Source organism: Prauserella rugosa (assembly GCF_000719975.1).
GTDB classification, from domain to species: domain Bacteria; phylum Actinomycetota; class Actinomycetes; order Mycobacteriales; family Pseudonocardiaceae; genus Prauserella; species Prauserella rugosa.
Genome location: NZ_JOIJ01000034.1, coordinates 1 through 23,534 on the forward strand (window position 1 = coordinate 1; position 23,534 = coordinate 23,534).

The window sequence follows — 23,534 nt, forward strand, 5'->3', positions numbered from 1 at the left end:
CAACTTGTCCGGATGCGCCGCCTTCACCGCACTCACCGCAGAAATCCCCGCCGACTTCACCAACGGAGTCCCCAACTCCAACACATCCACGTACTCGGCAACCTGCCCCGCCAACGTCAACGCCGACGGCAGATCCAACACATCCATCGCCACCTGCAACCGCACAACAAACCCCTTTCCCAAAAACGAAAACCGACCCCACAACACTCACCCACCACCACCAAAACCCACAACAACCACCACATAAAAAACCCCAACACCCCAATACAAGAAACCAATCGGCGTGGTCGCGGGGCACACTGGGATGGCGTCCGCACGCGGTGACGTGTGGTGCTGCCGGGTACGGGCGGGTGCGGCCGACGTGGACGGTCCGCACCCGCCTTTCGCGCCTACGGGTGGCGGTGGTACCCACGGTTGGCGTAACCGGTCGACGTGCGCAGGCCTCGACCTCGAATGATGCCGCCGCGTCGGGACGGTCCCGCCGGTGGCGGCGTGCCCACCGTTCGTCAGCGATTCGTCCCCGGTCATGCATGATCCGTTGCCAGGGTGGGTGCGGATCAACAAGCTGGAAGGCGGAAAGCCGAGCGCAGAGCGACGAACCCGGCCGCTCCGCCTCGACCCCTCCGCCGGCGACGAGGCCTGCATTCCGCGGCCGTCGCGGGCGACCGAATGCAAGGAGGACGCCATGCGGCGGCACGCTCGTGAACCGGTCGACGTCAGTTGTCGTTTTCCGTCCCTGCTCCGCCGTTTCTGAAGGGCTGCTGTCTCGCGGTGTTTATTCATTGCTTAGGAGCTGCGGCAGGCGGAGGTTATCCGCAATGGAATTGCGCCTGCGAAGGGTGTGACAAGGCGCGCAAGAGCCCTGATCTCGCGACGAAGCACGCCGGGATCGCCGTGTCCGGCGATGGCGAACGGTGGTTCCTGCTGAACGCGACCCCGGACGTCCACCACCAGATCGCGGCGGACAGCGCACTGCATCCCGGTCCGGGCGTGCGGCAGACCCCGGTCGCAGGCGTGTTGCTGACCGACGCGGAGTTCGACCACACCATCGGCCTGCTCATGCTGCGTGAGGAGTCGTCGTTGACCGTGTACGGCACCTATCCGGTGCTGGACGCGCTGAACCGGACGTTTCCGATTCGAGGTCTGCTCAGCGACTACGCGGAGATCTCGTGGTCGGTCGTCGACGTGGACGAACCCGTCGAACTCGACGATCGGCTGCGCGTCACCGCCTTCCTGACCGGATCCAAGGCCCCCCGGTACGTCGGTGCCCCGCCCGGGCCCTCCGCCGACCGGTCCGCATGGGAGGTGGGATACCGCCTTGAGGACACCGGGACGGGCGGAACGGCCGTGTACGCGCCGACATTGCCGCGGTGGGACGAGAACTTCGCCGAGCAGGTCGCGTCGGCCGACTGCGTGTTCGTTGACGGCACGTTCTGGACCGACGACGAGATGTCGGCTCGGGGAGCAGGCGGCCGGACGGGACGTTCCATGGGGCACATGCCGGTCAGCGGCGAGGACGGATCGGCTCATCGCCTGGCGGCACTGAGGGCACGGCGGAAGATCTACACCCACATCAACAACACGAACCCGGTTCTCGACGAGGACTCCAAGGAGCGGCGCTGGTTGACCGACCTGGGCATCGAGGTCGGCCGGGCAGGCCTGGAGGTGGAAGTATGAACACTCGCTCGGCCGAGGAATTCGAGAAGCAGTTGCGTGCGATCGGACAGGAGCGGTACCACCATCTGCACCCGTTCAACGTCCGCATGCACGCGGGTGAACTGTCCGAAGAGGAGTTTCGGGGCTGGGTGCGGAACCGGTTCTACTACCAGGTGAACCTCCCGGTGAAGGATGCGTTCATCCTGACCAAGCTTCCCGGCCGGGACGACCGGCGGCGGTGGATCCAGCGCATCATCGACCACGACGGCCGGACCGGTGACGAGGGCGGGATCGAGAAGTGGATCCGGCTCGGCGAAGCGGTCGGCCTGTCGCGCCGCGAGCTGCTCGACGGTGAATCGGTGCTGCCCGGCGTGCGGTTCGCGGTGGACGCCTATGTGGATTTCTGCCGCCGGAGTCCGTGGCTGGAGTCGGTGGCCTCCGCGCTGACCGAGCTGTTCGCGCCGGATCTGCTGAGCAAGCGGATCGCCGACGTGGAGCGGCACTACCCGTGGATCGACTCGGACGGGCTCGAGTACTTCAGGGCACGGCTCACCCAACAACCCAAGGACATCGCGCACCTGCTCGAGCTCGTGCTCGAGAACGCGACGACGGCCGAGCAGCAGGACGCCTGCATGCGCGCACTGGAGTTCAAGTGCGACGTGCTCTGGAGCCTGCTGGACGCGGTCCAACACACCTACAGCGGGCGCTGACGATGGACGAGACCGAACTGACAGGCAGACCGCGGTTGGTCGGCAAGGCGATGCTCCGGCACGACGACGTCCGGGACGTGGAGTTGTTGCTGTTGCCGGAGAGAGTGGTGCTGCTCAACAAGTCCGGGGCGGCGATCCTGAGTCTCTGTGACGGCAACCGGACCGTGCAGGAGGTCGTGGATCAGCTCGAGGAGGACTTCGCAGCGACCGACCTGATGAACGACGTCATGACCTTCCTGAAGGACGCGCGAGGACGAGGCTGGGTGATGGTCACATGACCGGAATGCCGCGACCGTTCGGCTTGCTGGCCGAGGTGACGCATCAGTGCCCGTTGCACTGTGTCTACTGTTCGAACCCCGTCGAGTTGTTCGAGCGCGGCAGCGAACTCGGGACCGACGACTGGCTGCGGGTGATCAGGCAGTCGGCCGAGCTCGGCGTCCTGCAGGTCCACTTCTCCGGGGGTGAGCCGCTGGTGCGCGGTGATCTGGAGACGCTCGTGGCCGAGTGCCGTGGACTCGGGTTGTACACGAACCTGATCACCAGTGGCCTCGGGCTCACCGAGAGCCGGGCCGCCTCGCTCGTGGAGGCGGGGCTCAACAGCGCCCAGCTGAGCATCCAGGGGGACACCGCCGAATCGACGAACCTCGTCGCTGCGAGCAAACGGTTCGACAAGAAGGAGGCCGCCGCCCGGACCATCCGCGACGCCGGACTTCCGCTGAACATGAACGTCGTCCTGCACCGGCTGAACCTCGACCGGCTGGACGCGATCATCGACGTCTGCGTGTCGTGGGGTGCCGAACGGCTCGAGCTCGCCAACACCCAGTACTACGGGTGGGCACTGCGGAACCGCGAGCTGTTGCTGCCGAGCAGGTCCCAGCTGGACGAGGCCGTGGCGGTGTACGAACGCCGGAAGGCCGAACTGGCCGGGCGGATGGAGCTGCTCTGGATCCTGCCCGACTACTACGAGCCCTATCCGAAGCCGTGCATGGGCGGGTGGGCGCAGACGGCGCTGACCGTCGCGCCGGACGGGCGCGCGTACCCGTGTCCGGTGGCGGAGGAGATCACGACGTTGGATTTCCCGTCGGTGCGCGAGCACGATCTGGAGTGGATCTGGGCCGAATCCCCGGCGTTTCGCGCGTACCGGGGCACGGACTGGATGCCCGATCCGTGCCGCAGTTGTTCGCGCAAGGAACTCGACTTCGGCGGCTGCAGGTGTCAGGCGTTCGCGTTGACCGGTGATGCCGGACGTACCGATCCGGTGTGCATCCACTCGCCGGATCACCATCTGGTGGAGGACTCCCTCGCACGTGCCAACGGTTCGGACCGTGCCGGCGAGTCCACAGCGGACCCGCAGCAGCTCGTCCACCGGCGGCCGACCGTGTCGGCGCGGAGGTCGTGACGGATGGCCGGTGAGCCGCGCACCGCGGTGCGGAACTCGCTGACGCAGGACGAAGCCGTCGCACGATCGGCCGTGATCTCCGGGGTGCACTACGAGATCGCGCTCGATCTCACCCTGGGGGACCGGACGTTCGGGGTGCGCACGCTGATCCGCTTCCACGCGAGTTCGGCCGCCGCGCCCGTCCACCTCGACTTCACCGGTGAGGTCGAATCGGCGGAGTGCAACGGCAGCCTGCTCGATCCGGACGCCCACGACGGACGGCGGGTCCGGATCGACGTGTGCGAGGGCTGGAACTCCGTGCGGGTATCGGGGGCCGCGGCGTACTCGCACACGGGTGAGGGCCTGCATCATTTCCGCGATCCGGCCGACGGCAACGTCTACGTGCACACCAAGTTCGAACCGTTCTCCGCGCACACCGTGTTCCCGTGCTTCGACCAGCCCGATCTCAAGGCGACGGTGGAGCTGACGCTCACGGTCGATCCGGCGTGGGTGGTGGTCTCGAACACCGATCCGCTCGATCCGGCGCCGGTGGGGGACGCCGGATCGGCCACGTGGCGGTTCGCCCGCACGCCCTCGTTGCCGACGTACCTGGTGGCGTTCGCCGCGGGACCGTTCCGGGTCGTGCGCCGCCGGCACCGCGACGTGCCCATGGCGCTGTACGCGCGGCCCTCGCTCCACGAGCAGCTCACGGCCGAGGCGCCCGAGCTGTTCGACGTGATCGGCAGGGGGCTCGACTTCTTCGGTGCGCTGTTCGGCGTGCCGTACCAGTTCGGCAAGTACGACCACGTCTTCGCGCCGGAGTACGCGTTCGGCGGGATGGAACACCCGGGGTGCGTGACACTCAACGAGCGATTCCTGTTCCGATACCGGGTCACCGAGGACGCGCGGCGGAGGCGGGCCTCCCTGCTGATGCACGAGATGGCGCACATGTGGTTCGGCGACTACGTGACGATGCGCTGGTGGGACGACCTGTGGCTGAACGAGGCGTTCGCGACGATGCTCGCGGTCGTCGCCCAGCCCGAGGCCACGCCCTACGGCGAGGGCTGGACGTCGTTCACCCACGTCGACGTGCCGTTGGCGCGTCGCGCCGACCAACTGCCCACCAGCCATGCGATCCGGGTCCGCACGGCCGACACCGACGCCGCGCGGTCGAACTTCGGCCCGATCGTGTACCGCCGAGGCGCGGCGGTGCTCCACGAACTCGCCGAGCGGGTCGGGTGGGACACCTTCGTCGCGGGCGTGCGGACGTACCTGCGTACCCACGCGTGGGGCAACGCCGGACTCGACGACCTCGTGGCCGCGCTGCGGCAGGAGTCCGAGGAGGACCTCGACCGCTGGGTGGACGAATGGCTGCTGCGGCCCGGGATCAACACCGTCGACGTACATCGGGACACCGGTGGTGTCCGCGTGGTGCAGCGGGCCGATCCGCGGGTCGAACCCCGGTACCTGAGGCTGCGGGTCGCCGCGTTCGACGACCGCGACGCGGCGCTGGTGCCGCGGGAGCCGGTACAGGTCAACCTCGAGCCGTCCGGTGGCGGTGAGGTCCTCGCCGCGTTCGCACATCCGGAACCGGATCTGGTGATTCCCAACGCCGACGCCGTGGGGCACGTCAAGGTCAGGCTCGACCCGCGGTCCCGGGAGACGGCGCTTCGCAGTCTGTCCGCAGTGGACGATCCGCGGGCGCGCGCGGTCGTGTGGGGCGCGTTGTGGGACGAGGTCCAGGACGGCAGGCTTCCGGCACGGGGTTACGCCTCCGCCGTCCTCGCCCACGCCGGGTCGGAGCACGACGCGGGCGTGCTGGAGGCGCTCCTGGACCGCGCGTCGCGTGCCCTGTGGGTGTACGCCGATCGCGATCGTCTGCCTGCCGCGCTCGAAGCGATGGCCCGCGGCCTGCGGGAGCAGCTCGCGGATGCCGGTGCCGGGAGCGACCGGCAACTGGTGCTGGCCCGTGCCCTGGTCGGTGTGGTCGGGCCCGACGAGCACGGGTTCCTCGCCGACGTCGTGTGTGGACGGTCGCCGTGGGCGGGCCTCGAGGTGGATCCGGACCTGCGCTGGCGGGCGGTGCTCAGGATCGCCGAGAGCGGCGGCGACATCGACGACCTGCTCGGCGTCGCGCTGGATGCCGATACCGGCGACTACGGGCGGCGGAACGCCCTGACGGCGGAGGCCGCGCGCCGGTCGGCCACCGTCAAGGAGAAGGCGTGGTCGCGGCTGCTCGGCGGGGACCACTCGCTCGCCGAGCGGCAGGCGATCATGGCGGGGTTGCGGCGACCGGGCCAGGAGGCCGTGCTCACCCCGTTCGCCGGCCGTTACTGGCAGACACTCGAGTCCCTCGCCGGCACCACCGAGATCGAGTTCCTGTCGGCGTTCGCGCGCGCGTCGTACCCGTGTTTCACGGAGGACGACGAGGGCGTGCTCGAGGCGACGGACCGGTTTCTCGCGCGCAGCCCGCTTCCCGAGAGTGTGCTGAAGGTGATCCGGGAGGAACGCGCGGAGCTTCTGGTCATGCGCACGGCACGCGCCTGCGATGCGGCCGCTGCGCGGTACTGACGCCGAATTCGGCCGTATCGCCCGAAATTCGGCACCCGTTCGCCTGCAACGTGCGGCGGTGTTCCGGCGACGAACGGCACCTACGGCGTCGTGGACGGTCCGGCTGTGCCGCATCGATGCCGATTCGAGGGTGAAAAGCCGGATTATCGGGCGGGGAAAGGCGATTCCCCGCCATCCGGTACGCCGGCCGGCCCGTAGGTGGTCGCCTTCCCACCGTTCGTGTCGCTGCGCGGCGCGTTCGTGCACAACCGATTGACGGTCCTTTCGCCGCCCGTGCAGGCTCATGACACGCCTCGGCCTGCAGGCGATGCGCGAAGGCCGAGAGGCGTCGCACGGGTGGTCCGGTGCACGTCGCATCCCCCGGCGGTCCGGCCGAACACTCCATCGCGACAACCGGTGCCGCGACGTCCGATGCAACGAGAGGTGGAATCGTGGTTCTTCCGTCGAAGATGCCGCAGCTCGCGGACCTGGATCTGTTGCTGTCGGTCGAGGACTACGGCAGCGTCGGGAAGGCGGCGCAGGCACACAGCCTGTCGCAGCCCGCGGCGAGCATCCGGCTCAGCGCCATGGAACGCCGGCTCGGTATCCGGTTGCTGGAGCGGTCGCCGACCGGTTCCAAACTGACCGAGGACGGCCGGATGTTGGCCAAGTACGCCCGCAACGTGATGCATGCCGCGCGCGAGCTGCTCGAGTTCGGGTCGGGATCGTCGCTGTCGGAGTCGCAACGTCTCCGCCTCGCCGGTAGCCCTGGCATTGCGGAGAACCTCATTCCCGAATGGCTGAGCCGCGGTGGTGCCGCGTTCGGCGAGGTGCGGGTCGAGGTGCAGACCGGCAAGGTCGACTCGCTCCGCGAGCTGGTCCGCGCCGGCCACGTCGACCTCGCCTTCATCGACGGCTGGTGCGAGTTCGGTGGGCTCGTGCCGATGCAGTCGCGCGAGGACATGATCGTCCAGAACATCTGCGAGGACCGGCTGGCGGTGGTGGTCGGATCGGGACATCCGTGGGCCACCCGGCAGGGCCCGGTCACGACGCAGGAGCTGGCGGATGCGCCGCTCGTCGTCCGTGAACGGGGATCGGCCATTCGTGAGTTCACCGAGGATCTGCTCGGCGGTACGCGCGGTCCGCGGAACTACCTCGAGTTCCCCTCGAGCGAGGCGATCAAGCACGCGTTGGCGGGCGGGCAACGCGTGGCGGTACTGAACGTGTCCACCGTGCGGTCGGAACTCGCGGACGGCCGGTTGCACTGGGTCGCCCTCGAGTGCGACATGCCGGCCAAACCCATCTACGCGGCGTGGGCCGCGAGCGGGCCGCTGTCGGTCCATGCGCGCGAACTGGTGGACATCGCGGCGAAGAAGGGAAGCCCGCTGCCGCCCGTCGGCGGTGTCGCGGGCCTCGGCAGCGACGTGATCGCCGAGGCGAACGCCGCCAAGACCATGTACGTGCGTTCCTCGTCCATGGAAACGATGACCTGAAGGCCGAAGAATCCGTGACCCTGCCGAATTGCCGGCACCGAGCCAGGAGGATCACAGCTCAATGTCCGTTCTGAACAAGATCGCGCGTACGCTCGTTTCCAACAGGCGCGGGATCCTCGCCGCCGACGAGAGCATCGGGACGATGTCCACGCGGCTCGAGAAGGTCGGAGTCGAGGCGACGGCGGAGAACCGCCGGTTGTATCGCGAATTGATCGTCACGACCCCGCAGTTGGCCGAGTCGATCAGCGGCATCATCCTCGCCGACGAGACGTTCCACCAGAAACTGTCCAACGGGCGCACGTTCCCGGAGTATCTGCACGACATCGGCATCCTCGCCGGCATCAAGGTCGACACGGGCGCGAAGGCGCTCGCCGGCGCGCCGGGCGAGAAGATCACCGAGGGGCTCGACGGTCTGCGGGAACGGGTCGAGGAGTACGCGCGCCTCGGCGCGACCTTCGCCAAATGGCGCGCCGTGATCACCATCGGCGACTCCCTGCCGTCGAAGCGTGCGGTGCACGCGAACGCACACGCTCTGGCGCGCTACGCCGGGCTGTGCCAGGAGGGCGGCCTGGTGCCGATCGTGGAGCCCGAGGTGCTGATGGACGGCTCCCACTCGCTCGCCAAGTGCCAGGAGGTGACGACCTCGGTCATCCGGACGGTGTTCGACCAGCTGGAACTCATGCAGGTACAGCTCGACGGCATCGTCCTCAAGCCGAACATGGTCGTCGCCGGATCGGAGAGCGCGGAGCAGCCCTCGGTCGAGGACGTCGCGAACGCCACGGTGGAGGCGCTGCGCGCGTCCGTGCCGCCCTCCGTGCCCGGCATCGCGTTCCTGTCCGGTGGGCAGCGTCCCGAGGTCGCGACCGAGAACCTCGCGGCGATGCAGAACATCGACTCGCTTCCCTGGGAGCTCACCTACTCGTTCGGCAGGGCGTTGGTCGGTCCCGCGTTGGAAACCTGGCGGGGCGAGACCGGCAACGCGACCGCCGCACAGGAGGCGCTCTCCGAGCGAGCCGTCGCGAACGCCTCGGCTCGCTGATCGGCGACGTCGTCCGGTGCGAGTGGACGGTTGTCGATGACACGTCAGCGGTACGACCTCCGCGAAGGATCCGGCCGGGTCGGTGCGCCGTGGGTGGAACCGGTTTCGTCCGGTACCGCCCGCGGCGGCGACCACGCGTTGGCCCTCGACCTGGTTCGGGTGACGGAGGCGGCGGCGATCGCGGCGGGCCGCTGGGTCGGGCACGGCGCGGACCGGGCGGGCGAGGTGGCGGCTGCCGAGGCGGTGCGCGAGTACCTCGGATGTGTGCCGATGCGGGGAGTCGTCGTGCTCGGCGACGAGCCGCCGGCCGGCTCGCCCGTCCTGCCCAGGGGCATCGGCGTCGGGGACGGGACCGGCCCGGAGTGCGACGTCGGCATCGCGGCGGGGGAGGCCACGTTGTCGGCGGCCAGGGACGTGCCGCACGCGATCACGGCGATCGCGGTGACCGAGCGCGGCGGGATGTACTCCCCGCAGCCGGAGACGTCCATGCAGAAGCTGGCCGTCGGCGCCGCCTGCGCCGGCGTCGTCGACATCCGGATGCCCGTGGCGGAGAACGTGCGGGCGATCGCTGACGCCACGGGCTCGGCACGGGCGGACGTGACCGTCGCCGTGCTCGACCGCCCGCGGCATCGGCGACTCGTGCAGGACGTCCGCGAGGCGGGTGCGCGGGTGCATCTGCTCGAGGGCGGCGAGATCGCGGGCGCCGTGGCCGCAGCCCATCCCGACAGCCCGATCGACGTGTTGCTGGGTACCGGCAGCGGTGCCGACGGTGTCCTCGCCGCTGCCGCCCTGTCGTGTCTGGGCGGCTCGCTGCAGGCGGTCCTTCGGCCCGAAGGTGCCGGCTCACCCGAGTCCACGGATCACGCCGTGGACCGGGTGCTGCGCACCGAGGACCTGGTGCGGGGTGACCGGATCCTGTTCTGTGCCACCGGGGTGACCGGCAACGAACTGTTGCGCGGTGTCGGCCGGTGCCCGGAGTGCACGACGACCGACTCGACGGTGATGTGTTCGGACCCGGCCACCGTGCGGTCGATCAGATCCGAGCACCGGCCCGCCGTCACCGCGTAAGTCCGCACGCACGAGGAGCATCGACATCCATGAGCGACGAGACCGCAGTCCTGCCCGGCCGGGCCGATCCCCTCATCGCCTCCTACCGCGGCCTCATCTGCGATCTCGACGGGGTGGTGTACCGCGGCGCCACGGCGGTTCCGCACGCGGTGGAGACCGTCACCCGGCTGACGGCCGATCGCGTTCCGGTGGTGTTCGCGACCAACAACGCGTCCCGGCCACCCGAACACGTCGGTGACCACCTCCGCGCCCTCGGTCTGGCTCCGGGCGGCTGGTCGGTGATCACCAGTTCGCAGGCGGCAGCGGCGCACCTGGCGCAGCGGCTGACACGCGGTGCGCGCGTGTACGCGGTGGGAGGCCCGGGCGTCGCACAGGCACTCACCGAGGCGGGACTGACCCCGGTCCGTGTCGCGGAACTGGACGACGCTCCGGTCGAGGCCGTCGTGCAGGGGCTGGGAGCCGACGTCACCTGGACCGAACTCGCCGCCGTCGGCCGGATCGTCGACGGCGGAGCGTGCTGGGTCGCCACGAACCTGGACCGGACGCTGCCGACGCCGTACGGAAGGGCGCCCGGCAACGGTGCGCTGGTGGCCCTGGTGCAGACGGCGACCAACGCCGAACCGCACGTCGTCGGCAAACCCCAGGCTGCCCTGTTCGACCTGGCTCGGTCCCGCCTCGGCAGCGAACCGGACGCCACCCTGGTGTGCGGCGACCTGCTGCACACCGACATCGCAGGTGCCAACGCCGCCGGCCTCGACTCGCTGTTCGTGCTGAGCGGTTCGTCCAGACTTCGGGACCTCGCGATGGCGGAACGGCCACTGCGTCCGACGTACGTCGCCGCCGACCTCGGCGGTCTGCTCGAGCCGGGGCTGCCGGTGCTCGCATCGCCTGCGGCCGACCTGCTCGAACTCGGGCCGGACGGGGTTCCCCGGCTCCCACCGACCGCCGGTCCGGGCGCCGAGAACAACGCCGTGCTGCAGGCCGTGGTCGCCACCGCCTGGGCCGCACGCGACGCGGGACGAACCGTCTCGGGCGACGTAGGCCCGTGGAAGGACATCGAACGACGGCTCGGCCTCGCCCGTCCGTCGTAAGCGCGTGTTGCGGATCCAGGGGCCCGTGTTGCGCCCTGGGGTGCCCGTGTTGCGTTTTCAGGGGCTCGTGTTGCGCCCTGGGGTGCTCGTGTGGCGGGTTCCGGGGTCCGTGTTGTGCTCTGGCGTGCGCGTCGGTCTCGCCCCGGTGCTCAGCCGGGCAGCGCGGGCGGCTGGCCGGAGCGTTCGTACTCGGTCAGCAGGTCGATCCGGCGCTGGTGCCTGCCACCCTCGAAGTCGGTGGTGAGGAAGGCCTGCACGATGTGCTCGGCCTCCTCGGTGGTGTGCATCCGGGCGCCGACGGCGGCCAGGAGCGCGTTGTTGTGCTGGCGCGACAACCTGGCGGTTTCCACACTCCACACCAGCGCGGCGCGGGCGCCGGGAACCTTGTTGGCTGCGATTTGCTCGCCGTTGCCGGACCCGCCGAAGACGAGGCCGAGGCTGCCCTCGTGGGCCACGACGCGCCGCGCCGCCTCGACGCAGAACGGGGGATAGTCGTCGTCGGCGTCGTAGACCGCGGGCCCGACGTCGACGATGTCGTGACCGAGGACGGGCAGAAGTTTCGCGAAATGTTCTTTGAGTTCCAGACCGGCGTGGTCGGATCCGAGGTAGATTCGCACCCCTCGATTCTAATTCCGGCGGTGCTCGTGGAGTTATTTGCTGTTCTTCGACCGCCATTGAATGACGTTATGAGATGCGGAATCGAGGATTCGGGTGAAGGGGTTCGCGCGCCTACCCGGCCGAACACAACCCTACCCGGCGGTGCATGTCGGCACCGTGGTGCAGGCTGCTCCGTTCGAGCGATGGCGGGTGGTGCTCCGCTGGTGACGCCCCGCGCTCCGATCATGTCGCGCCTCCCTCCGTTCGGCACGGGTTACCGGCCACTGGTCCTGGCCCTGTTGCAGAAGCTGCGAACGTTCGCGGATGCTCGAACTCGTCCTGCCGGTTCGAGGTGCTGACCTCGGAGTCGGCGACACATGCTGTCCGGTCAACCGGTATGCGGAACACGAGGAGGACACAATGCAGTGGGAAACGCCGGAATACACGGTCGTCGAGGTGTGCGCCGAGGCCACGGGTTACTTCTACCGAGGCTGACGACCGCGTTGCACTGACCGTTTTTTCTCGAACTCGTGTGCTCACGGCGGGTGGCTACGGCCCGCCGTGAGCACCGTGCCGTCGGTACGAGGGCCCGGACGCAATAGCTCGCGGGCGCAGTAGCTCGCGGGCGCTGTAGTTCACCGCGCCGCTGTAGTTCACCGCGCTAGTTCACTGCGGCGCTGCAGCTCACCGCGCTGCTACAGCTCACCGCTCCGGTCCTGCGCGGCACGGTAGCTCGCGCGCACATGCTCGCGCCAGCCGTAGCTCGCGCCGCCCATGAGCGGCCGGAACGTCGCGGGTTTGCCGGCCGTCAGGCGCGCAGTGTCGAGGCGAGCAAGGTGCTCGCACTCGGTGCGATGTGGGAGGACACCAATGCCGGAGAATCCCGACACTCACGTTTACCGCACGTACGACAAGGTGCTCAGCGAGGGCAGTCCCGACCGCAGCCGGAATCATCCGGCGGCAGGCGGTGACGTCAACGACTGGTGGCCCTATCGCGTCGACGTCACGAGACTGCGTCGGCACGGCCCTTCCGACGATCCCCTCGGCGCGGAATTCGACTACGCGGCGGAGTTCGCCACGGTGGATCTCGACGAGCTGGCCCGCGACGTCGACGAGGTGCTGACGACCCCGCAGGACTGGTGGCCTGCCGACTTCGGGCACTACGGCCCGTTGGTGCTGCGCATGGCCTGGCATGCCGCGGGTACCTACCGCATGGCCGACGGCAGGGGCGGTGCCGCGGCGGGAATGCAGCGCTTCGCCCCGTTGAACAGCTGGCCGGACAACCGCAACCTGGACAAGGCGCGCCGGCTGCTCTGGCCGGTGAAGCAGAAGTACGGGCGCAAGATCTCCTGGGCCGATCTGATGGTCTTCGCGGGCAACCGCGCGCTGGAGTCGATGGGTTTCCGGACGCTGGGCTTCGGTGGCGGTCGCGCCGAGGTGTGGGAGGCCGACGACACCTACTGGGGGCCGGAACGCAAATGGCTGGCCGACGAACGCCACACCGGCCGCCGCGAGCTCGCCGACGGGCTGGCCGCCAGTGAGATGGGCTTGATCTACGTCGACCCGCAGGGTCCTGCCACGAATCCCGATCCGGTGCTCGCGGGGCGCGACATCCGGCAGACCTTCGGGCGGATGGGCATGAACGACGAGGAGACGGTCGCCCTGATCGCCGGTGGGCACACGTTCGGCAAGACCCACGGTCACGTCGACCCGGTGCTCGAGCTCGGCCCCGAACCCGAGGCGGCGCCGCTCCACGCGCAAGGGCTCGGCTGGGCCAACGCGCACGGCACCGGGAAGGGTCCGGACACCACGACCACCGGACTCGAGGGCATGTGGACGCGGACGCCCGTCACGTGGGACCACACCTTCTTCGAGACCCTGTTCGAGTACAAGTGGGACATCGAACTCAGTCCGGCCGGGCTGTGGCAGTGGATCCCGAGCGACGGGCAGGGCGACGGTACCGTTCCGGACCCGTACGACCCCGATGTCAAGCACCACCCGGTCATGCTCACCACCGACCTGGCGCTGCAGGAGGATCCGGCCTACGAGGCCATTTCCCGCCGATTCCTGGAACATCCGGACGAGTTCGAGGACGCGTTCGCGCGCGCCTGGTTCAAACTGACGCACTACGACATGGGCCCGGTCCGCCGCTATCTGGGCCCGCTCGTCCCGGAGGAGCGATTCCACTGGCAGGACCCGATCCCCGAGCCGGACCACGAACTCGTCGATGCCGCCGACATCGCCGCACTGAAACGGGAACTGCTCGCCTCGGGCCTCACCGTCGGGCAGCTCGTCACCACCGCATGGGCGTCGGCATCGACGTACCGGGACACCGACAAGCGCGGTGGGGCGAACGGGGCCCGGATCCGTCTCGAACCGCAGTGCAGTTGGCCGGTCAACGAGCCGGAGAAACTGCGTGCGGTCCTGACTGCCCTGGATACGATCCGGAAGCGGTTCAACGCCTCCTGCACCGGGACGAAACGCATCTCCATGGCCGATCTGATCGTGCTCGGCGGCTGTGCCGCGGTGGAGCACGCCGCCGCGGCGGGCGGGTACCCCCTCGAGGTGCCGTTCCGCCCCGGACGCGGTGACGCGACCCAGGAATGGACCGACGTCGCGTGGTTCGGCGCCCTGGAACCGGCGGCCGACGGCTTCCGGAACTACGTGGGGCCGAACCTGCGGCTGCCACCCGAACACGCCGTCGTCGAGCGGGCCGATCTGCTGACCCTGAGCCCGCCCGAGATGACGGTGCTGACCGGTGGGATGCGGGTGCTGGGCACCAACCACGGCGGCTCCCGCGGCGGGGTACTGACATCGACGCCGGGGGTGTTGACGAACGACTTCTTCGCCAACCTGTTGGACATGGGCACCGAATGGGTCGTGAGTGCGGACCGGCACGGCCCGGAGAACTACGAGGGGCGCGATCGCGACACCGGGGAGCTCAGGTGGTTCGCGAGCCGGGTCGATCTGCTCTTCGGCTCCAATTCCGAACTGCGGGCGATCTCCGAGGTCTACGCGTGTGACGACGCGAAGGAGAAGTTCGTCCGGGATTTCGTCGGCGCGTGGGTGAAGGTCATGGAACTCGATCGATTCGACCTTCACTGATCCGCGCGGTTCGAACTCGCCGCGGGCGCCGGATTCGTTTCGGCACCCGCGGCGAGTTTTTCCTCGTCGTGTTACTCCGAACGGCCGGATTCGATTGCGCGATATGCCGGTATCGGCCCGCGAATGCGCGTCCGGCGGGGCTTGTCCGCTCGTGTCCTTTCGCCCACCGCTGGTTGCGCAGTATCGGCCGCCGGTGCCTCGAGCGTTGCTCATCGGCTGAGCCGGCGCGAGGGTGGGAGCGCGCTCGCCGTTCGGTGAGTGAGTTCCGTTCGCCGAGACCGAAGAAGTTCGAGGTGTCATGGAATCAATCGCCTTTTTCGCCGTCGGGGCCGCGCTTCTGATCTACAGCGCCGAGAAACTGGTCGGCTATCTGGTCGGGGTGGCCAGTGGACTGCGGATATCGCTGTTCTTGCTCGCCATCATCTTCACCGGTATCGAGTTCGACGACGTCGCGCTCGGGGTCGTGCTCAACATGGAGGACCTCGACGGTGCGGCGCTGGGGCTGGTGTTCGGTACCGCGCTGTCGCTTCCCGGCGTGGTGCTCGCGTTGGCGGCCCTGTTGGTACCCACGAAGATCAACATCCCGCGTAGTTATCTGATCCTCTACGCCTGCAGTCCGCTGGCGGTCTTCGGGTTCGTCGCGTTCGCACCGATGAACCCCGCCACCGGGATCTTGTTGCTGTTGCTGTTCGGCGCGTTCCTCGCGTACATGGTGGTACGGGAGTCCCGCGGTGATCGTCCGATCTTCCGCGACGCCGAACTCTACGAATCCTTTGCCGCGGCGCGGGAACGCGGAGGAGGGACGGCGACGCTCGTGTCGCCCCCTCCGACGAAGGAACCGCCGAAGGGGCGGGATTTCTCCGACACCATGCCGTTCGCGGAGGCACGCAAGCTGGGCGGCTGGGCCGGACTGGGACTGGCCGTGCTCGCACTGGTCGGTGTGGTGGCCGGTGCCTGGGCCACCGGTGAGGGCACCGAGGGAATTCTCGACCAGTACGGACTCGAGGGAACGCTCTTCGGTGCCACGATCGCGACTCTGGTTCTCACCATCGAGGACATCTTCCTGACCGTGGAGCCCGCCCGCCGCGGTGCACCGGAGATCGGTGTGGCCAACGTGATCGGCAGCGTGGTGTTCTCGGTGACCGGCAAGCTCGGCGTCATCCTGCTGGCGGGCGGTCTCGTGGTGAACGCGAGCGTGTTCACCGTCCACATGCCGGCGTTGCTACTGCTGACCGCACTGTCGGCGTACTTCCTTTCCACGGGCCATCTCCGTCGCTGGCACGGCGTCGTGTTGCTCGGTCTGTACCTCGTGTACTGGGCCGTCTGTTTCGGCCTTCTGGGTGTCGTTCCGGTGGAATCGGACTAGGAAGGCGGCGCGCGTCGTGATGCCGGTGGCGAAGGTTCTCGGAAATCCGTTGGCACGAACGGTATCTCCCCGCCGGGGAACGGTGCCGGAGAGCCCGTCGGTGGTCGGGGATAGGGAATCGGCTTGCGCGCGTGTAGCGTCGAATTCGCCTGCAGACGCGGCGGCAACATTCGAACGTGATCGACGTCTGTGATCAAGGTGCCGCGCCTGGATTTCGCAGGCGGCATGTTCCGCACATCCAGTAAGTCAACGTCATTTTCGAGTTCACAAGGAGGTGAAGTCCGGTGACGATTGCCGAGGACCGCGAGGCGCTCCTGGACGAAATCGGCGGACAGAACAGGGCGGCCATCGGTGCCGTGCTAGGAACCGGCTCGATCGAGAAGGCGAGCGAACGGCCCGACGGGACGATGGAAGCGACCATCCGGATCCCCGAGGACGCTCTGTCCTGGGAACCCGCGGTGTTGCTACTGCCGCACGCCGGGACCGTCGAGTTGACGATCATCAACGACGACAAGAACACGCACGCGTGCCTGCTGCCGAACAACGGCGACAGGAAGTTCATCGGTCTGTTGAACCACTCGAAGGGTCGCGCGACGCTCGAGCTGGACGGCCCTGGCTACTACTGGTACGGCTCGCCGGCCGGTAACGACGAGGGCAGGGGACTCACCGCCGCCATCGTGGTGGGCGGCGAGGTGCCGCCGGAAGCCAAGCTCGACCGACCCGCTCAGCCGCGTCCCTGAAAGGTAAGGAACCAATCATGACCATCGAATACGTCGATGCCGGCGAGGCGATCAATCACAGTCAGCTTTCCAGCATGCCGCATGTCGCCCCGGATGTGACGCGCGATGTCAACTACGCCCGCATCCTTCAGGCGCGGAGCGAGTCGCACAACTGGATCACCTACTACGGCGACTACGACGGCAAGCGGTACAGCCTGCTCGATCAGATCAACGTCGACAACGTCAAGAACCTCAAGGTCGCGTGGATCCATCAGTCGAGCGCGACCGGCATGATGGCCTCCACGTCGACCTACGCGTTCGAAGCGTGTCCGCTGGTCGTCGACGGCGTCATGTTCGTCACCGGTTGGGACGGTCTGCTCTGGGCCCTCGACGCGGTCACCGGCGAGCAGTTGTGGCGGTACAAGCACGCCGTACCGTTCGACGTGACGTTGTGCTGTGCCAACGTCAACCGCGGTTGTGCCGTCGCCAACGGCAAGGTCTACATGGTCACGCAGAACGCCCAGCTGCTGGCGCTCGACGCCCGTACCGGCGAGAAGGTGTGGCAGAAGACCATCGGCGACGTGCGTGCCGGCGAGAGCGCCTCGCTCGCCCCGCTGGTCGTCAAGGACACCCTCATCACCGGATCCGCAGGCGGTGAGTTCGGCGTTCGCGGGCACATCGACTGCTGGGACCTGGAGACCGGGGAGCAGCGCTGGCGCACCTACACCGTGCCGAAGCCGGGCGAGCCCGGCTCGGAGACCTGGCCCGCCGACGGCGAGGCCTGGCAGCGGGGCGGAGCGAACCACTGGGTCACCGGCACCTACGACCCGGAGCTCAATCTCTACTACGCGGGCACCGGAAACCCGGCCCCGGACTTCGACGGCGAGGTCCGCCAGGGCGACAACCTCTACAGTGACAGCGTCGTCGCGCTCGACGTCGACACCGGCGAGATCAAGTGGCACTACCAGTTCACGCCGCACGATCTGTGGGACTACGACTCCACGATGGAGATGACCCTGTTCGAGCGGGACGGCAAGAAACTGTTGGCCCACTTCGACAAGAACGGGTACATGTTCGTCCTCGATCGCACCAATGGCGAACTGCAGCACGTGACGCCGTTCGTCGACCGGATCGACTGGGGTGCCATCACCCGCGACGGCAAGTTCATGCCGCGCAAGTACCCGGACAAGGAAGGCGAGCCGTGCCACTTCTTCCCCGGCCCGGCCGGTGCGAAGGAATGGACGCACGCGTCGTACCACCCGGAGCACGACCTGTTCTACGTCCCGGTGGCCGACGTGGGTGCCACCGCGACGCGACGTCGACGTGAGTTCAAGGAAGGCATGCCCTACTGGGGTGCCGCCGTGGAGGTCGACGTCGACAACATGGCCGGCTCGATCAGCGCTTTCGACTCGCACGGTGAGGAGAAGTGGCGCTACCGCCTCAACGTGCCGATGGCTGCATCGACGTTGACCACCGCGGGCAACCTGGTGTTCGCGGGTACGCCGACGGGCGAGTTCCTGGCGCTCCACGCCGAGACCGGTGAGGAGCTCTGGAAGTTCCAGTGCGGCAGCGGCCACCACAGCAGCCCGAGTACCTACACCGTCGACGGCAAGCAGTACGTCACGGTGCCGGTCGGCTGGGGTGGTTGGCTCGAAGGCATCGTTCCCGGCATGTCCGGTCAAGGTAAGGGTGCTTCGCTGATCACCTTCTGCCTGTGACACCTGCCCGTTCGGTGATCGCCGACGCCGGTGATGGCGCCGGCGATCACCGAACGGGTGCTTTCGTACGAGACGCGGACAGCGGGTGATCCGATGAACCAGTCGCCCTCTCAGGGCGCCGACACCGAACGGCTGTCGTGTCCGTTCTGCGGCGATTCCTACGAGCCCGAGGACCTGGCGCGGCACAGCGAACCGGTGCAGTGCGGACCGTGCATCCAGTGCGTCGGCAAACCGGCCTGCTTCACGTGCGGTCTGATGTACTGCGCGTGCGAGGTGCACAAGTTCCGGGGCTGACCAACGCCCACGAACGCCCACGAACACTGACGAACGCCCAGAACACTGACGGGCACTGACGAACGCGGAGAACCCGGTGCTCCGGCCACGGCCGAGGCACCGGGTTTCGCTCATGTCGCCGGGATCAGCCGGCGTCAGCTCTCCGGCGCGGCGAAGAACTCGAGTGCTATGTTGTCCGGGTCCCGAAAGGACACTCCGCTGCCGTAGTGCGCCTTCTTGATGCCGTCGTGTTCGATGCCCAGTTCGGTGAGCTTCTGTGCCCATCGCTCGAGTTCGTCGTGTGATCCGACGCCGAAGGCGATGTGGTCGAGACCGGTACGTTCCTCGGAGAAGCGATCACGGGACTCGCGGCCCTGGTGGGTGTGCAGACCGAACAGTGCTCCTCCGCCGAGGGCGTAGACGGCGTGGTGGAACCGGCCGCCCTCCTCGTCCTCGTCCAGAACGGGCTCGGTGCCGAACAACGCGGAGTACCACGCCGTGCTGCGTTCGAGATCGCTCACGGTGATCGCGACGTGCTGCAGGCCGGGGAACGTCATGCGGAATCTCCTTCGTGGTGGGCGGTGGGTCGTCGTGCTGCCGGCTCTCGCCGACGGGTCAGATCTCCAGCAGTTGCCGTACCGCCGGGGTGTTCCTGCGGGAAACGGGCACCATCGTGTTGTCCTCGTCGTCCATCACGAGGCACAGTTCGCCCTTGATCCGGCGTTCGACCTCGCGGATGCGGCTGAGGTTCACCACGTACTGCCGGTGCACGCGCAGGAAGCCGGAACTGCTGAGCTCGGTCTCGAGCTTGTCGAGTCCCGGGGACGCGGCGCGCAGGCGTCCCTGGTCGGTCGAGAGCCACACGTCGCTGCCGTCGGACTGCGCGAACGACACCTCGGGCAGGCGCAGCAGCACCATGCGGTTCTCCCGCGTGCCGACGAGCCGCTGTGGGTGTGCGCGCGTGACGCCTTCGCTGGGCGCGTGGGGCAGTGGGTCACCCTCGGTCAGGCCGAACGAGACGAGGTTGCCGAACAGATGGCCGGAGCGGAAGACCGGCCGGAATGCGACCGACGTCGGTTCGTTGGCGAGCCGCGTGAAGATCTGGGTGGAACCGACCCAGTCCGGATTGTTCGTCGCCTGTTTCGCGGCATACTGGGCAGCGCCGATGAATTCCGGCAGTTCCGGTTTCCATCGCACCGCGGGATCCGAGGCTGGAGTGGATCCCGGAATTCCGAGGAGCACCGCGGCCGTGTCGTCGGCGAGCACCACCTTGCCCGCGGGATCCACCGCCGCGAGCGGCACTTTCGAGCCTGCGCGTGCCTGACTGTAGGCCGCGATCAGCTCGGCGCCGTCGTTCTGTGCGCGCTCACGCAGAATGCGCTGGGTCATCTTGGCGACGTTGCCGAGCCAGGTTCCTGCCGCGGCGGGAAGATCGCTGCGCCAGCACGAGATGTTGAGTGCCGCGACCGGATTCCGCGTCACCACGTCCCTGATCGCCACGCCACCGCACGTCCAGTCGTGGAACGCCTCGCACCAGTGCTCGGCCCTGCGGACCAGCACCGGGGTGTAGGACAGCAAGGCCGTGCCCATGCCGTTCGTGCCGGTCGCGCCCTCGGCCCAGCAGAACCACGGAGCGAGATTGGCTTTCGCCGCGACGTTCCGCGTGCCCTGGTCACCCCATTGGGCCAGTACCCGACCGGCTCCGTCGGTGATGGTCACGATGCCGCCGATGTTGCCGACCTCGTGTGCCAGTGAGGCCGCGCGGAAGCCGAGTTCGGCGATCACGACGTCGTGTTCGAGGGCGTGGTCGACCTGGGTGACGGCCGCCGGCGCCTCGGTCAGGTGCGGATCGACACCGTGCTGATCCCGGCATCGCTGCCAGGAGATCGCCACCTCGGGGCGCACTCCGCGGAGATCGTCCTCGCCGCGGACGAATCGTTCCCATGCGCGGCGCACCGTGGCGTCGTCGGTGAGGGGAGATGTGGTGTCGAGCCAGCCTGCTTCAGTCATCAAGACCGCCTTTGGTCCGTTGCCGGCCGGAGTGGCATGACGCCAGGGCCGGCGACCGTGCGCGCGGCGTCCGGTTTCCCGAGCCGGGCCACGTCGCCTCCGCCGGACGCAACCTAGATCTGCGCTCGATTCACGGGCAAGCGAACTGGGATGACTGCGGGCGAATGCCCTACGAGCGGTCCGGATACGGCGCTCACCGGTGGCTGTCGCAGCCGGAACGGCGCGGTCTGAACACTAGGGCAGAAGCATGCATAGTCTTCGTGTTCCTTGAGGACGCACGGCCGGCGACGTTAAACTGTGCTGTCCGTCACCGGCCGTGATTCGGTTCTCACGACCGGTCGGGGACGGTGGATGACAAGGAGGTCACCATGGCTGGAGGCTTGCCGCCGCTGGCGATCGCACCGAGTCGACGTCCTCACATCGTGGGCGCAGCCAACGGCTCTTCCGGCCCCGCGGTTTCGCCCGAACCCGTTTCCTCGACGGAAGTGGCTCGCGCGTGGGAGAGCTTCGCAGCCGGTGAGGATGTGGTGGCAGGCGTCCGTCCCGAGATCTTGGCTTCGTGGTACCGGTGCCGGGACCGCTACGAGGTCGACCGTTCCCTCGACGTCGCACCGGGCGCACGGTGCGAGGACATTCAGCGCCTCGACAACGGCGTCATCTTCACAACCCTCGGTGGGCTCGGAGCGTTGGCTGGCAGGGAGGTCGAGCAGGACGGTGCCGTCGTCACCGTGACCGACGGTGACGGACGCGTACTCGGCTCGTGGGGTGATCCGGCCGCACAGCGCAGGGCCGAGCTGCACAACCTTGCGCCGTGGTCGTCGTGGTCGGAGGACAGCACCGGTACGAACGGCATGGGCACCTCGCTCGAGGTGTCCGGCCCGGTGACCGTGACGGGACCGGAACACTGGTGCGAGGCCTTCCACCGGTGGGCCTGTGCGGGGATCTCCATCCGCGACGTGGTGACCTCGACGCCGGTGGCCTCGATCAACATCTCGCGGTGGAACGCGTCGTTGTCCCCGCTGACCCCGTCATGGTTGATCGAGGCGGCGCGGTGCGTCGAGAAGGAGATCTACCGGCGTGCCATGTACGAGACCGACAAGGTGTGGGCCGAGTTCAACAAGAAGTCCGGCGAGGTCGGTGTTCCGGTCATGGCGATGGACCGCGGTGGCAACGCGGTCGCGGCCAACGAGGCCGCTGCGTCACTGCTCGGCCTGGCGAGCGAGAGCCCGGTCCTGACGGGCGCGCTCGAGCCAGCCCAGCGATGGACCCCGGACATCCCTGGACTTGCCGATGTCGTGCGGTGGGCGAAGGAACGGGCGCGGGAACCCGCGCAGTGGAGCGGATACGCGATGCTGCCGGTGGGTCCCGGCGACGAGGAAACGCCCGTGACGTTGCAGCCGGTCACCGATTCGGACCGCACCGTCGGCATGCTGTGCTTCTTCGGGATGCAGGAGGGCGAAGCCTACGACGGCGCAACGGAACCCGCCGCTGCCGCGATGCCGCAGCGCATCGTCGGGATCCGCAACGATCGTCTGGTGTTGCTCGCCCCGACGGAGATCCGTTACGCCGAGGCCGACCGCAACATCGTGTGGCTCGTGACCGAGCGCGGCAGGATCCAGGCGTCGACGCGTGGGCTGGACAACGTCGAGCGATCACTGGCGCCCTACGGGTTCCGCCGAGTGCATCGGCGTTTCCTGATCAACCTCCGGCGGGTGGCCGAGCTCGAGCGTGGAATCAAGGGCGAACTGTTCCTCATCACGGATTCGCGTTCGCACGAGTTCGTCCCGGTCTCGCGGCGCCACGCTCCGGAACTGCGCCGCATGCTCGGCGTGTGAGCGCTCAGGACGTACGGGCGCGTGCCTGGCTGCGCAGGTCCTCGACCGCACGCGCCGGATCGTCGGCCGCATAGACGGCGGATCCCGCCACGAAGCAGTCGACGCCGGCCTCGGCGGCCTGTTCGATCGTGTCGGCGTTGATGCCGCCGTCGATCTCCACGACGAGATTCAGGTGCCCGGTGTCGACCATCGTGCGTGCCGTGCGCACTTTGCCGAGCACGTCGGCGATGAATTTCTGGCCGCCGAAGCCCGGTTCCACGGACATCACGAGCAGCGTGTCGTAGCTCCTGAGCACCTCGACGTAGGGCTCGAGCGGGGTGTTCGGCTTGATCGCCAGACCCGCTTTCGAGCCTGCGGCACGGAGATTCCGCGCCAACGCCACGGGATCCGCTGCCGCCTCGACGTGCACCGTCACGTTGTAGGCGCCGGATTCGGCGTAACCGATCGCCCAGTGATCCGGGTTCTCGATCATCAGGTGACAGTCCAGCGGGACGTCGGTGGCGGCCAGCAGTGACTTCACCACCGGAAGTCCCAGGGTCAGATTCGGCACGAAATGCGCGTCCATCACGTCGACGTGCAACCAGTCCGCTCCACGTCCGGGAGGCCCCTCGACGGCGGCCACCTCGTCGGCCAGCCGTGCGAAGTCGGCGGAAAGAATGGACGGAGCTATCAACGGATGATGAGCCACGTCCCCGACGATAGAGAACATTCTGACTCTTCGCTTATTGGTTTCTTGTATTGGGGTGTTGGGGTTTTTTATGTGGTGGTTGTTGTGGGTTTTGGTGGTGGTGGGTGAGTGTTGTGGGGTCGGTTTTCCGGGGCAGGTCGCCGAGTACGTGGATGTGTTGGAGTTGGGGACTCCGTTGGTGAAGTCGGCGGGGATTTCTGCGGTGAGTGCGGTGAAGGCGGCGCATCCGGACAAGTTG

The 23,534-nt window shown here is 68.1% G+C and carries 21 protein-coding genes; 16 read left to right on the forward strand and 5 right to left on the reverse strand.

The features are described from left to right. The coding region (locus IF64_RS0123955; RefSeq protein ID WP_030534439.1) for an orotidine 5'-phosphate decarboxylase / HUMPS family protein at nucleotides 1-207 on the reverse strand (207 nt) is incomplete at its 3' end. 564 nt (nucleotides 208-771) lie between these two features. On the opposite strand from IF64_RS0123955, the gene pqqB reads away from it, so the two are divergent. The 9 genes from pqqB (at nucleotide 772) to IF64_RS0124000 (ending at nucleotide 10,985) form a co-directional block, all read left to right on the forward strand. Next, complete coding sequence (gene pqqB, locus IF64_RS0123960) at nucleotides 772-1,677, forward strand: pyrroloquinoline quinone biosynthesis protein PqqB (RefSeq protein ID WP_030534440.1); 906 nt, start codon at nucleotides 772-774, stop codon at nucleotides 1,675-1,677. After that, the gene (gene pqqC, locus IF64_RS0123965; protein ID WP_030534441.1) at nucleotides 1,674-2,366 is read left to right on the forward strand and encodes a pyrroloquinoline-quinone synthase PqqC; all 693 of its coding nucleotides are present in this window, start codon (nucleotides 1,674-1,676) and stop codon (nucleotides 2,364-2,366) included. The genes pqqB and pqqC overlap by 4 nt, the downstream gene beginning before the upstream one ends. Nucleotides 2,367-2,368: 2 nt before the next feature. Then, nucleotides 2,369-2,644, forward strand: coding sequence for a pyrroloquinoline quinone biosynthesis peptide chaperone PqqD (pqqD, locus tag IF64_RS0123970; protein ID WP_030534442.1), 276 nt, complete (start codon nucleotides 2,369-2,371; stop codon nucleotides 2,642-2,644). 5 nt (nucleotides 2,645-2,649) lie between these two features. Further along, complete coding sequence (gene pqqE, locus IF64_RS0123975; protein ID WP_036877791.1) at nucleotides 2,650-3,765, forward strand: pyrroloquinoline quinone biosynthesis protein PqqE; 1,116 nt, start codon at nucleotides 2,650-2,652, stop codon at nucleotides 3,763-3,765. Nucleotides 3,766-3,768: 3 nt separating this feature from the next. Further along, nucleotides 3,769-6,315, forward strand: coding sequence for an aminopeptidase N (gene pepN / locus IF64_RS0123980; RefSeq protein WP_030534444.1), 2,547 nt, complete (start codon nucleotides 3,769-3,771; stop codon nucleotides 6,313-6,315). Between the two features lie 431 nt (nucleotides 6,316-6,746). Next, nucleotides 6,747-7,787, forward strand: a complete 1,041-nt coding sequence (locus tag IF64_RS25750) for a LysR family transcriptional regulator (RefSeq protein ID WP_246134766.1) — start codon at nucleotides 6,747-6,749, stop codon at nucleotides 7,785-7,787. A gap of 61 nt (nucleotides 7,788-7,848) precedes the next feature. Continuing rightward, complete coding sequence (locus tag IF64_RS0123990) at nucleotides 7,849-8,826, forward strand: class I fructose-bisphosphate aldolase (RefSeq protein WP_030534446.1); 978 nt, start codon at nucleotides 7,849-7,851, stop codon at nucleotides 8,824-8,826. 36 nt (nucleotides 8,827-8,862) lie between these two features. Then, a complete protein-coding gene (locus tag IF64_RS0123995; protein WP_084706075.1) occupies nucleotides 8,863-9,894 on the forward strand; it encodes a fructose-bisphosphatase class II in 1,032 nt (343 codons plus the stop codon). Nucleotides 9,895-9,923: 29 nt separating this feature from the next. Next, nucleotides 9,924-10,985 carry an HAD-IIA family hydrolase gene (locus IF64_RS0124000; RefSeq protein WP_030534448.1) on the forward strand — a complete coding sequence of 354 codons (1,062 nt, stop codon included), beginning with the start codon at nucleotides 9,924-9,926 and terminating at the stop codon, nucleotides 10,983-10,985. 149 nt (nucleotides 10,986-11,134) lie between these two features. On the opposite strand, the gene IF64_RS0124005 is transcribed toward IF64_RS0124000, so the two are convergent. Next, nucleotides 11,135-11,602 carry a ribose-5-phosphate isomerase gene (locus IF64_RS0124005; RefSeq protein WP_030534449.1) on the reverse strand — a complete coding sequence of 156 codons (468 nt, stop codon included), beginning with the start codon at nucleotides 11,600-11,602 and terminating at the stop codon, nucleotides 11,135-11,137. 304 nt (nucleotides 11,603-11,906) lie between these two features. Between IF64_RS0124005 and IF64_RS27340 the strand changes: the two genes are divergently transcribed. The 6 genes from IF64_RS27340 (at nucleotide 11,907) to IF64_RS0124040 (ending at nucleotide 18,784) form a co-directional block, all read left to right on the forward strand. Then, nucleotides 11,907-12,077 carry a hypothetical protein gene (locus tag IF64_RS27340; RefSeq protein ID WP_157575536.1) on the forward strand — a complete coding sequence of 57 codons (171 nt, stop codon included), beginning with the start codon at nucleotides 11,907-11,909 and terminating at the stop codon, nucleotides 12,075-12,077. A gap of 375 nt (nucleotides 12,078-12,452) precedes the next feature. Beyond that, nucleotides 12,453-14,687, forward strand: coding sequence for a catalase/peroxidase HPI (katG, locus tag IF64_RS0124020; RefSeq protein ID WP_030534450.1), 2,235 nt, complete (start codon nucleotides 12,453-12,455; stop codon nucleotides 14,685-14,687). A gap of 298 nt (nucleotides 14,688-14,985) precedes the next feature. Beyond that, nucleotides 14,986-16,053, forward strand: coding sequence for a sodium:proton exchanger (locus tag IF64_RS0124025; protein WP_030534451.1), 1,068 nt, complete (start codon nucleotides 14,986-14,988; stop codon nucleotides 16,051-16,053). A gap of 284 nt (nucleotides 16,054-16,337) precedes the next feature. Continuing rightward, on the forward strand, nucleotides 16,338-16,793 hold the full coding sequence (locus tag IF64_RS0124030; RefSeq protein WP_030534452.1) for an MSMEG_3727 family PQQ-associated protein: 456 nt from the start codon (nucleotides 16,338-16,340) through the stop codon (nucleotides 16,791-16,793). A 17-nt stretch (nucleotides 16,794-16,810) separates the two neighbouring features. Beyond that, nucleotides 16,811-18,490 carry a PQQ-dependent dehydrogenase, methanol/ethanol family gene (locus IF64_RS0124035; protein ID WP_030534453.1) on the forward strand — a complete coding sequence of 560 codons (1,680 nt, stop codon included), beginning with the start codon at nucleotides 16,811-16,813 and terminating at the stop codon, nucleotides 18,488-18,490. Nucleotides 18,491-18,583: 93 nt separating this feature from the next. Further along, on the forward strand, nucleotides 18,584-18,784 hold the full coding sequence (locus IF64_RS0124040; RefSeq protein ID WP_030534454.1) for a hypothetical protein: 201 nt from the start codon (nucleotides 18,584-18,586) through the stop codon (nucleotides 18,782-18,784). Between the two features lie 134 nt (nucleotides 18,785-18,918). Here IF64_RS0124040 and IF64_RS0124045 read toward each other — a convergent pair whose 3' ends face one another. Then, nucleotides 18,919-19,320 (reverse strand): VOC family protein, encoded by a 402-nt coding sequence (locus IF64_RS0124045; protein ID WP_030534455.1) that lies wholly within the window; start codon nucleotides 19,318-19,320, stop codon nucleotides 18,919-18,921. Between the two features lie 58 nt (nucleotides 19,321-19,378). Continuing rightward, nucleotides 19,379-20,773 (reverse strand): DNA-binding protein, encoded by a 1,395-nt coding sequence (locus tag IF64_RS0124050; RefSeq protein WP_030534456.1) that lies wholly within the window; start codon nucleotides 20,771-20,773, stop codon nucleotides 19,379-19,381. Between the two features lie 485 nt (nucleotides 20,774-21,258). On the opposite strand from IF64_RS0124050, the gene IF64_RS0124055 reads away from it, so the two are divergent. Continuing rightward, nucleotides 21,259-22,608, forward strand: a complete 1,350-nt coding sequence (locus tag IF64_RS0124055) for a DNA-binding protein (protein WP_246134765.1) — start codon at nucleotides 21,259-21,261, stop codon at nucleotides 22,606-22,608. Between the two features lie 4 nt (nucleotides 22,609-22,612). Here the strand turns inward: IF64_RS0124055 and rpe are convergent, their stop codons facing one another. Beyond that, on the reverse strand, nucleotides 22,613-23,281 hold the full coding sequence (gene rpe, locus IF64_RS0124060) for a ribulose-phosphate 3-epimerase (protein WP_030534458.1): 669 nt from the start codon (nucleotides 23,279-23,281) through the stop codon (nucleotides 22,613-22,615). Nucleotides 23,282-23,534: the final 253 nt, after the last annotated feature.

What these genes read in the sequence shown, in the direction of transcription:
- IF64_RS0123995 (WP_084706075.1), top strand. Translation starts at nt 8,863, where the DNA reads ATGACACGTCAGCGGTACGACCTCCGCGAAGGATCCGGCCGGGTCGGT.
- IF64_RS0123990 (WP_030534446.1), top strand. Translation starts at nt 7,849, where the DNA reads ATGTCCGTTCTGAACAAGATCGCGCGTACGCTCGTTTCCAACAGGCGC.
- IF64_RS27340 (WP_157575536.1), top strand. Translation starts at nt 11,907, where the DNA reads ATGCTCGAACTCGTCCTGCCGGTTCGAGGTGCTGACCTCGGAGTCGGC.
- pqqE (WP_036877791.1), top strand. Translation starts at nt 2,650, where the DNA reads ATGCCGCGACCGTTCGGCTTGCTGGCCGAGGTGACGCATCAGTGCCCG.
- katG (WP_030534450.1), top strand. Translation starts at nt 12,453, where the DNA reads ATGCCGGAGAATCCCGACACTCACGTTTACCGCACGTACGACAAGGTG.
- IF64_RS0124035 (WP_030534453.1), top strand. Translation starts at nt 16,811, where the DNA reads ATGACCATCGAATACGTCGATGCCGGCGAGGCGATCAATCACAGTCAG.
- IF64_RS0124000 (WP_030534448.1), top strand. Translation starts at nt 9,924, where the DNA reads ATGAGCGACGAGACCGCAGTCCTGCCCGGCCGGGCCGATCCCCTCATC.
- IF64_RS0124050 (WP_030534456.1), bottom strand. Translation starts at nt 20,773, where the DNA reads ATGACTGAAGCAGGCTGGCTCGACACCACATCTCCCCTCACCGACGAC.
- IF64_RS0124040 (WP_030534454.1), top strand. Translation starts at nt 18,584, where the DNA reads ATGAACCAGTCGCCCTCTCAGGGCGCCGACACCGAACGGCTGTCGTGT.
- pqqD (WP_030534442.1), top strand. Translation starts at nt 2,369, where the DNA reads ATGGACGAGACCGAACTGACAGGCAGACCGCGGTTGGTCGGCAAGGCG.
- IF64_RS0124045 (WP_030534455.1), bottom strand. Translation starts at nt 19,320, where the DNA reads ATGACGTTCCCCGGCCTGCAGCACGTCGCGATCACCGTGAGCGATCTC.
- pepN (WP_030534444.1), top strand. Translation starts at nt 3,769, where the DNA reads ATGGCCGGTGAGCCGCGCACCGCGGTGCGGAACTCGCTGACGCAGGAC.
- IF64_RS0124025 (WP_030534451.1), top strand. Translation starts at nt 14,986, where the DNA reads ATGGAATCAATCGCCTTTTTCGCCGTCGGGGCCGCGCTTCTGATCTAC.
- pqqC (WP_030534441.1), top strand. Translation starts at nt 1,674, where the DNA reads ATGAACACTCGCTCGGCCGAGGAATTCGAGAAGCAGTTGCGTGCGATC.